The 284-nt window shown below is 52.8% G+C and carries 1 protein-coding gene; it reads left to right on the top strand.

Going from position 1 to position 284, the window contains the following annotated elements:
- Window positions 1-228 (top strand): DUF3096 domain-containing protein (locus tag OSC30_RS16840; protein ID WP_267173003.1); only part of this gene is annotated, 228 nt, incomplete at its 5' end.
- Between the last annotated feature and the right edge of the window lie 56 nt (window positions 229-284).

The following is a 284-nucleotide window of genomic DNA, read 5'->3' as shown; positions in this document are numbered from 1 at the left end:
CGATGCGCGAGTCGAGGAAAAATTTTCGTCTCGCTTCGCGCTCGTTCAATCCTTTGTCCTTTTCCTTCCGTGCGGGAGACCGAAATGTCCGTCAGCGTCGCCAACATTCAGCCCATCGTTGCTCTCATCGCCGGTGTGCTGATTCTCGTCATGCCGCGGCTGCTGAATTTCATTGTGGCGATCTATCTGATCCTGGTCGGGATCATCGGACTGGGCCTTATTAAGTAACGGAATATTTCAGATTGTTACACGCTGGGCTCAAAACCCCGCCATTTGCGCGATTC

It is taken from the genome of Frateuria hangzhouensis, from assembly GCF_026410505.1.
GTDB lineage: Bacteria > Pseudomonadota > Gammaproteobacteria > Xanthomonadales > Rhodanobacteraceae > Frateuria_A > Frateuria_A hangzhouensis.
Note: the sequence above shows the minus strand (reverse complement) of the source record. Positions and strands in the feature narration are given on the sequence as shown.